The sequence below is a fragment of the Paenibacillus elgii NBRC 100335 genome, from assembly GCF_004000865.1.
GTDB lineage: Bacteria > Bacillota > Bacilli > Paenibacillales > NBRC-103111 > Paenibacillus_G > Paenibacillus_G elgii.
Map to the genome: position 1 here is coordinate 1 of NZ_BIMB01000126.1, position 2,212 is coordinate 2,212.

The 2,212-nt window shown below is 42.6% G+C and carries 2 protein-coding genes; both read left to right on the forward strand.

Features of this window, described 5'->3' with window-relative positions:
- Positions 1-179: 179 nt before the first annotated feature.
- Positions 180-1,832, forward strand: coding sequence for an RHS repeat domain-containing protein (locus PEL01S_RS34115; protein WP_163767832.1), 1,653 nt, complete (start codon positions 180-182; stop codon positions 1,830-1,832).
- 64 nt (positions 1,833-1,896) lie between these two features.
- Positions 1,897-2,212 (forward strand): hypothetical protein (locus PEL01S_RS34120; RefSeq protein ID WP_164824387.1); only part of this gene is annotated, 316 nt, incomplete at its 3' end.

Genomic DNA, 2,212 nt, shown 5'->3' on the forward strand with positions numbered 1-2,212 from the left:
CTGTATCGTTTAAAGAAATATAGCGACATCATGCTGTAAATGCACGTACTTAGAGAGTTGATGCAAACTGATTAATGAATTTTTAAGAGAAGGGCCAAATGTTCAAGTAGACAGATATTCGGGTATGGTACGAACGAGGTGCCATACATAGACCGATGACATTCAAGGGGGATTTCTCCATGTTAATTCCCACCTGCATTAAAAAATGGGGGATGATTCTTTTATGCTTATTAATAGTCACGTCATTACCACCCATTACGGAGGCTTCAAGCAACGCTAGTTACAGGTACTTGTATGATAGCTCTGGCAGGCTAATCAGTGCCCGGTTATCAGACGGGAAAGTTATTGAGTATCAATATGATTCCAATGGAAATCAAGTGGGAAAAGAAACTACGGGTAATTTGTTGATTAATTCCGGATTTGAGCTTTATAAGGGGAATGATGGTGTCGCTGAGGGGTGGAGATTATGGAATGCTCCAGGAAGCCAGGTTTCAGCGGAGGTGGTGCAAACTCCTGTTGAATCAGGAAAAAAAGCACAAAAGGTTGAAGGCTCAAAACTCCCGGCAAACGGAGGAGTGTTTTTATCTCAGGATCTGGATATTCAAGCGAACAAGCCATATTTAGTAAATGGTAGAATCTTCTCGCAAAGCTTGAGCGATGCTAAGGTTATGCTTTATGTTGACTTTTATTCGAGCGAGTGGATTTCTAACAAGGCAGTTGAATTAAAGACGAACCCAGGTTATTTGACGGTCAGTATGGATGGAATAGTTCCAACAAACGCAACCAAAGCTACTGTCAGCGTCGCGATCATAGGAACCGGTAACGGAGGAAGTGGTACTGTCTATGTCGATTCGATGAATCTGCATTATGATAAAAGTAATCTGCTTATTAACGGTGAGATGGAGTCGTATACAGGAACCAACGGTGTGGCAGATGCCTGGAGGCTATGGAATCTCCCAGGAAGTCATGCAGCCGCTGAAATAGTACAAACCTTCGTTTCATCTGGTAGAAATGCACAAAAACTCGAAGGCGCGAACCTTCCAGTTAACAATGGGGTATTCTTATCTCAGGATTTGGCTATTCAGGCGAGTAGACCGTACGTTGTTCACGGTAGAATCTTTCCGAATACCTTGCGTAATGCCAAAGTTATGCTTTATGTCGATTTTTATTCAGATGTTTGGATTTCCAATAAAGGAATAGAGCTTAGTAACACCTCGGGGTATTTCACCGTGAGTATGAACGGAATAGTCCCACCAGCCGCAACCAGAGCTACTGTCAGTGTCGCGATCGTGGGAACCGGTAGCGGAGGAAGCGGAATGGTATACGTTGATTCCATGAACCTACAATATGATAGTAGCAACTTGCTAGTTAATAGCGAGATGGAAATGAACACAAGAGGAAATGGGATAGCAGATGGATGGAGATTATGGAACGTTCCAGGAAGCCAAGTGGCTGCTGAGACAGTACAAACCCCTGTTTCGTCTGGTAGAAGGGCACAAAAACTGGAGGGTACAAATCTTCCCGTAAATGGAGGAGTATTTTTATCTCAGGATCTGGCCATTCAAGCGGGCCGTCCATTCGTACTGAATGGCAAAGTTTATTTTGAAAAGAAAAATAACGCCAAAGTACTGCTTATTGTTGATTTTGCTTCCAATGCTTGGATTTCCAATAAAGTTGTTGAACTTACGGACCCTACTTCTGGATACGTCTCGCTCAATATGGATGGTACCATTCCATCGAATGCGACTTCGGCAACAATCAGTGTAGCAATCATTGGAACTGGTAATGGAGGGAGGGGAACAGCGTATGTAGATTCTATGAGCTTTAACTAGCATCGTACGCACCCGGTAATATCTGCGGCATATCTATTTACAAACAGTGTTAAGGAGCCAAACCATGAAAAAACTACTAAGACATGTCTTGTTATTCACTCTAATTGCTCAAACGCTATCCCCTGCGGCATTAACTTACGCTAATGAGGGAGCGGCAGCAGTTCCAACTACGAATCAAGCTGCAACCAAAGAAGTTCTAACCATCGAATGGTTAAGCCGAAAATACAATGTACCTGAAAGCAGTCTATTAAATGAGTTGAATAAAGGATATTCAATGTATGATATCCATTCTGCTTTGCAGACAAGGACAGAACCGAACCAATCTCTTGAAGAGATACTGAAACAGATCAATCCAAGCGTGTCAGAACGATTGCAGAAAA